We start from the raw sequence: 6,720 nt of genomic DNA, 5'->3' as shown, positions 1-6,720 counted from the left end.
CTCCGCCTGATCCTTTTCTCCTTTCAGAATATGCAGATGGCCTTTTGTCAGATAGGGTACGGCCGATTCGGGGTAGAGTGATATGAATTGCTCTGCCGGATCGACCGATCCATTGCCATTTTCATCTAAAAATTTTTCGAAAAGGGCGTTGGCCAGTTTAGAGGTATAGTCGGGATGTATTGATTTTTCTGCTGCACGTAAATTAAGCCTTTGAAGGATTTCATCCGGATCGTTCCAGGACGCGATGAACAACTGCCGGTTATACCCGCTCCACACCTCCGACCAGTCATTTTGGTAAGCCCGGATCTTTTCAGTGAGGCCCTCATTCACAGGCCAGCGGTTGCCCTGTGAAGGGGTGAGCTCCAGGTAATCTTCAAACAAGGCAAAAGCCCCGTTCCTGTGATAGTATTCCATACGGTCCTTACCATAGTGATCCACCAGAGATGCGATCATATGCGAGCCTACCCGTACATATGCCTTTCGGGCCTTCGGATGGATTCCCAAATCAATCTTTTGTTTTACGGTTTCAAAATTCTCACGGAGCGAATCGGGGTTCAGTGTGTTGTTCAGAAAACGGAAGGATCTTTCCATCTCTCCGGGATCGGTATTGCGGGGTTTGTTACGGTAATCATAATAGGCCATTCCGTAGTTGTACACATCCCATATACCGTCTATCAGGGCATTGTCGAACTCACTTCCGGAATAAGGCTTCACATTCCAGGCTTCGCCCATAATAAGCTGATAGAGACGCCGGGCAATGGCACGCTGGCTTCCTCCTTCAAGATTATAAGCCAGGGCAATGGCAAAATCCTCAGCAGGAAAACGCAACAGCATGGTGCGGGTCTCAGGCTGGCCGCCGGTATGGGAGGCTTTAAAATGCCCGTTAACCGGATCTACATGCCAGCCCATGCCGTAATCGGTTCGCCGGCCGTCAGCCGTGTTCATGGATGTCTCCATCATCCGGGTGCTCTTGTCAGATAAAATGGCTCCTTCATTCAGCCCACGGGCATATTTCAACATATCCACCACGGTAGAGCGGGTCCCCCCGGCGGCAAAACGGCTGCTGATATTCACAAACTCCGAGCTTTTCAGCTCACCGAATTCCAGGCGGTACCCTTCGGCCCTTTTGGGTATGATCTGATCAGGAGCATCCATCCAGGTATGGTCCATATCCAAAGGCTCCCATATATTTTCCCGCAGGTACTTACCGTAAGGCACACCAGCGGCACCTTCTACGGCGGCTCCCAGCAGATTGTAACCATAGCTGGAGTAATTGTATTGGGTACCCGGTTGGGCGACCAATTCAAAATCTTTGAAGATCTCTATGGCCTCCCGCGTATCCATATGCTCCCTGATGGAGCCTTCTTCCTCATAGTCCTGGTAATGACTGATTCCCCCGAGATGGCCCATAAGCTGACGCAACGTAACCTCCCATTTTTTCCGGGGAAAATAGGGCACGTACTTTCTGACCGGATCATCAATATCCAGTTTGCCTTCTTCCTGAAGCTGCATGATGGCCACCGCAGTCATCGACTTGGTAACGGAAGCCAACCGGTAAGCGCTTTGGGCAGTAGCTTCCACTTCATTCTCCAGGTCTATCTTCCCATAACCTTCGGCCCACATGAAATCGCCTTTGTAAAAACCGACAGAAAGCCCCGGAATACGGTCCACTTCCATCTGGTTTTTCAAAAAAGATTCAAAGGCCGTTATTTCCTCGGAGAAGGATTCCCTGTTCTGTCCCTTAAAAATCTCAGGAATCAGCATCAGAGAAGCCAGAAACAATATTTTGATCCTGCTTTTCATAATGGTCTCCCTTTGTTTTATGCCATTAACAATATCGCATCAAATGTATGCAAAACGATTTTGTTGTGTTCATTGATATAAATAGTTTTGGCAAAGTTTCGCTGCACTTCAATTTCTAAATTTTATGTAAGCCTTTCTTTGGACTGATCATAAAAATCATTTGATTAATATATTGAACCACATACCTGCCCGCTGGCAGGCGGTCCTGCCCGCAGCAGGCGGGGGCACATAGTTTACATAGGCTAACACATAGAAAGAAATATTGTGAATAACAAATTTTTTTTCATTAAGTAAAACAAGAAAGTTGAAAAACCTTATTTTTCTTTATATTAAACATTAGTAGCCATAAGGCATCTCCCCATCACTTAACCTTATTACCTTATTTTTTTACATCCAGTTGTTATATTCTTCCGGAGAATAAGGTAATAAGGTTGGTTATCATTGGGTATTTCATGGCTACGAAGGTTGAGCAACTAAAAATAAGGTTTTCTGTAAGCCGCTATTTGTGCAAAATATTGTAATGGTTATTTTGGAATAAAATCCGCTTACAGTAATCTTACACAACAAAAGCATGACCAACATGCGGGTTTAGGTTGGGTGTGCCTTATCGGGGTTCATTTGCCCATAAATAAAAAATAACCAAATGAAATAGAAACTTCTGTGGATGGAGAAAATTGAGAATACACCCCAGTTGCTTAAATGATAAATCTATGTGAAATCTTATCTTTCCTATGTGGTTCAAAAAAAGTTAAATTCCATAACTTTGAGATCGATACCTATCATCAGGTCAAAAGATATTTGTTTGCCGCTAAAGCTGCGGTAAGAATAAAGTAGGCCAGAATTGGCTTGGGCGTGTCCCGATTTTTTATCAATTTTATAAAAATTTTTTCCGTCTGGTTTACGGAAAACACCTAAAATTAAAAGCAATATGGTAACGCGAAGAACATTTTTAAAAAGAACGGCAGCGGCTGCCACAGCGCTTGTCGCCGCCCCAACTATCATCCCTGCCTCTGCAATGGGGAAAAACGGGCATGTACCCCCGTCGGACAGAATCAACCTGGCTTTCATCGGCGCCGGTAACCAGGGATGCAATGATGCCCGTTCATTCCTTAACGATGAAAGGGTTCAGATTACCACCATCTGTGATGTAAATAAAAAAAGTGACGGCTACTGGGATGGTGCGGTGGCAGGTAGAGCATATCTTATGAATATGGTTGACCAAGCCTATTCGGAAAAGTACGGCAAAAAACACAGATCCTGCCGTGGATTTGAGGATTTCCGGGAGGTCGTCAATCTGAAGGATATTGACGCGGTGGAAATCGCCACTCCGGACCACTGGCATGCCATCCCCGTCATGATGGCGGCAGCCGCAGGAAAAGATATCTACTGCCAGAAACCCCTTTCTCTGACGGTTCAGGAAGGAAGAGACATGAGCGATTCGGTAAAAAAGAACAATATCGTATTTCAAACCGGAAGCCAGCAGCGTTCCAACCATCACTTCCGCAGGGTTTGTGAACTGGTACGAAACGGAAAGATTGGAGAGCTGCAGACAGTGGTATGCGGACTGCCAGGAGGCACGCCCGACTTTGGAAATACAGGGCATTTAACTGAAACCGAACCTGTGCCGGACGGCTTCAATTACGACATGTGGCTGGGCCCGGCTCCCGAAGCGAACTACTGCCCGGCACGTACCCATGTCAATTTCAGGTGGGTGCTCGATTATTCCGGAGGGAATGTAACCGACTGGGGCGGCCATCACCCCGATATTGCACAATGGGGTATGAATACCGAATATACCGGGCCGGTCAAAATCCGGAATCCAAAATCCAAATGGTCCGACCATCCCATATGGAATACCGCCACTGAATTCTACTTTGAATGCATTTATGAGAACGGGGTGGAACTGATCATTCAAAGCGATAAAGACCTTGGGGTCACGTTCAAGGGCACCGAGGGAGAAGTGTGGGCCGGCAGGCAGAAACACACGGTTAAGCCGGAGAGCCTTGAAGATGTAGAGATCGGACCGGATGAAGTCAATTTATATAAGAGCGACAACCATTTTAGGAATTTCATCGATTGTGTGATCTCCCGTGAGGAGCCAATAGCGCCGGCCGAAGTGGCCCATCGCTCCATCTCCATTGCCCATCTTGGCAACATTGCCATGATGCTCAATCAAGATCTGGACTGGGATCCCGAAAAAGAAGAGTTTATAGACAATTTTGCAGCCAACCAACTGTTGACCCGCTGGATGAGGGAGCCCTGGGGTTCGATATACCGGGATTACAAAATATAAAAAGCACCATGGTGAGGTTGCACATCAGGTGGGCCGTTTTTTGAGCACCACATCCGTTCTGTTCTCATATTTTTTGGTACCGGCCGGTTCATAGCCGAATGATTCATATAGGTTTTGAACCGGCTCGTTCCATTTCGCAGCATTGGTTTGGATGGTATAAACCGGAGCCCCCCGTAAGTATTGAAACCGGGAGCTGTGCCGGAAAAATATCTTCAGCATTTCCCGGGCAATGCCCTGTCTGCGGTATGCCTTATCCACCGCCAGCTCACTGATGTAAATGCTGTTTTCCCGGTAGCCGGGATGATCTTCTGCTTGTCGTTCATAGGCAATCAGCACGGCAATGGGTTTGCTGCCATCAAATCCGATCAGGCTGTGCTGCCACTTGCCGTAAATAGTCCGCGCCGGATGATAATCGCCCAAAACCTCTTCACGGGTATACTCCTTCATGGGAATGTAATTGACAAGCTCTACAATAGAATCAATATAACAGGTGGCTGTTTCCTTATCCAGTTGATATACTTTGTATTTCCCGATTGAAGCAACCGGGGTTTCACAAGGTTTATCTTTCATATTCACTCATTTATCTGAAATATGCCAACACATGTATCGTTTTACCGGTGGGAGGCATGGCAAAGATAAAAAAGATGTAATAAAGAACAGAAACCAAATGGAATTCCTGTAAATCAAGTAAGATGAAAAACCGATTTCAGTTGCTTTCTCAGTTCCGTGAGGTCTAGCGGCTTTGTAAGGTAGCCATCGCAGCAGCATTCGCATACCTGCTGTCTAACATGCTCCCTTGGAATGGCTGTCTGTATGATAACGGGGATACCGGGATCTAATTCCTTAATGTATTTCGTGAGCCGGATCCCATCCATACCTTTTACCCGGATCTCTGTAAACACCGCTTTGGGTTTTTCCCTGCGGCATACGTCAGCCGCCTCGCTGCCGTCAGACATCAATAAAATCTTATAAATATGGGGCAAAACCGAAAGCAGTATTTCTTTCAAAAGAAGGCTGCTGGCCTCGTCAGAGTCAACGATCAAAATGGGAACTCTATCACTCATAATAAAAAACCATTTAACGGATTAACCACACCCGGTGTTTACCCTTCTCCATAAATGGAAGTCAATCCGTTGTTTATTCATGATTTTACTACCCCATGTTTAATAATGCAAATACCCGTACTTCAGGAATATTCTTAAATTATCTGAAAAGGGGAAAAAATTTCCTATAATTTATAGAAATCATTCCTTAAATTAAAAACCAAAGTACAATTTTCAGGATGCTTTTCCTTACAGATACCCTTGACAAATCTATGACAGAAACAAAAATTAAGTATTCATCAGAAATTTGATCAAATCGTCTTCTCTGGAGAGATTCATCTTTTTCTTCAGCCGAACCCGAGCACGCTGAATACTGGTAGGATTTACATGGAAATATCTTGCAATTTCACCGGTAGACATATTCATCCTGATTAAGGCGCAATGAATAAGATTATGAGAAGTAAGGTTAGGGTATGCGGTACTGAGGCGTTTCCTAAACCGGTATAACTCCTGGTGAATTTTCTGATTAATAGCGGATACAACCAGATCATCCATACCCAGGCACTCTTTATCGGCCTCAGAAGCAGGTATCATTTGATGAAGGATGCTGAAATGTGAATCATAATTGAAGCGGAGGGGATAAGCTTTTATCGCATATCCTTCTACAGCATAAATGTTGTGTCCTTTCAATGAGGAAGATTTTCTGTTTTGTCCATTAGATTTAAATGGACATTCGTCCGGGGGAGTATCCTTACCCAGAAGTAAATTATAACACTTTTTCCCTGCAATGTCGCGGTTTTTCAGACCGAATTTGTTTCTTCCCTGAAGGTTCATGAACTTAATCTCAAAATTTTCATTGGTGACAAAAAGGATTTCTCCAAAAGCATTAAGAATATCTATCAATTCGGAATACCCGGCAGGGATATCGGTATCGGATTTAGGCTCTTCTATATCTTTAAAAAGGATCAAAATCCTCTGGACAGAAGAATATCCCATATAAAAAGGTAAATATTCCAGATGCATGTTTTCCTTGACCCCCTGAGCATTGTTTATCAGACAAAGGTGACTTGTCACAACCCCTTTAAAACTCCTGTCAATAAATCCTTTAAAACATCTGAAGAATTTCTTTCTCCCAAAAATACTATCCAGCCCCTTATTCATTACATCCTTTTTCTGAACCCCAACCAAATCCCCAAAAGCCTGATTGGCGTATTTTAGTGTATAGGCACTGTCCACAGATAATATGGGAACGGGAGTTTCATCTATGGCACATTCCGCCGAAAATTGTCCCTCTAACTGAGCCTCCAGACGATCTATTTTTTGTTCAAGTTTTAATACATACTGGCTTTTATCCATAAAGGCAATAATTTCAAATATAGCCTGTCTTCCAGTATTTTAAAAACTGGAATGGGGCTTTATTTTAAAGTATAATATAAAAAATAATCAGCGGAATTTCAAATCTACCTCACTTTTCGGTGCATACAAGCCTTCTAGGCGCTTAAAGCGCAACTTGAACCAACATGTTGTTCAAACTTTATCTTAACATTGGTTTCTTTAGCGAAGCGCTTTTTTAAGGCTTGT

Annotated in this window: 5 protein-coding genes; 1 reads left to right on the top strand and 4 read right to left on the bottom strand. The window is 44.2% G+C overall.

Annotation, left to right across the window (positions count from 1 at the left end; all coding sequences use genetic code 11):
- On the bottom strand, positions 1–1,803 hold a 1,803-nt coding region (locus KGY70_14880), incomplete at its 3' end, for a beta-lactamase family protein (protein ID MBS3776478.1).
- Between the two features lie 928 nt (positions 1,804–2,731).
- Between KGY70_14880 and KGY70_14875 the strand changes: the two genes are divergently transcribed.
- The gene (locus KGY70_14875; GenBank protein MBS3776477.1) at positions 2,732–4,096 is read left to right on the top strand and encodes a Gfo/Idh/MocA family oxidoreductase; all 1,365 of its coding nucleotides are present in this window, start codon (positions 2,732–2,734) and stop codon (positions 4,094–4,096) included.
- Positions 4,097–4,120: 24 nt separating this feature from the next.
- On the opposite strand, the gene KGY70_14870 is transcribed toward KGY70_14875, so the two are convergent.
- From KGY70_14870 to KGY70_14860, 3 genes are all read right to left on the bottom strand, one after another.
- Positions 4,121–4,666 (bottom strand): GNAT family N-acetyltransferase, encoded by a 546-nt coding sequence (locus tag KGY70_14870; protein MBS3776476.1) that lies wholly within the window; start codon positions 4,664–4,666, stop codon positions 4,121–4,123.
- Between the two features lie 113 nt (positions 4,667–4,779).
- On the bottom strand, positions 4,780–5,160 hold the full coding sequence (locus KGY70_14865; GenBank protein MBS3776475.1) for a response regulator: 381 nt from the start codon (positions 5,158–5,160) through the stop codon (positions 4,780–4,782).
- 267 nt (positions 5,161–5,427) lie between these two features.
- On the bottom strand, positions 5,428–6,495 hold the full coding sequence (locus KGY70_14860) for a PAS domain-containing protein (protein MBS3776474.1): 1,068 nt from the start codon (positions 6,493–6,495) through the stop codon (positions 5,428–5,430).
- Between the last annotated feature and the right edge of the window lie 225 nt (positions 6,496–6,720).

Source organism: Bacteroidales bacterium (genome assembly GCA_018334875.1).
Taxonomy (GTDB): Bacteria; Bacteroidota; Bacteroidia; order Bacteroidales; family UBA12077; genus JAGXLC01.
Note: the sequence above shows the minus strand (reverse complement) of the source record. Positions and strands in the feature narration are given on the sequence as shown.

Coding starts and splice junctions, on each gene's coding strand:
- KGY70_14875 (MBS3776477.1), top strand. CDS start 2,732: ATGGTAACGCGAAGAACATTTTTAAAAAGAACGGCAGCGGCTGCCACA.
- KGY70_14870 (MBS3776476.1), bottom strand. CDS start 4,666: ATGAAAGATAAACCTTGTGAAACCCCGGTTGCTTCAATCGGGAAATAC.
- KGY70_14865 (MBS3776475.1), bottom strand. CDS start 5,160: ATGAGTGATAGAGTTCCCATTTTGATCGTTGACTCTGACGAGGCCAGC.
- KGY70_14860 (MBS3776474.1), bottom strand. CDS start 6,495: ATGGATAAAAGCCAGTATGTATTAAAACTTGAACAAAAAATAGATCGT.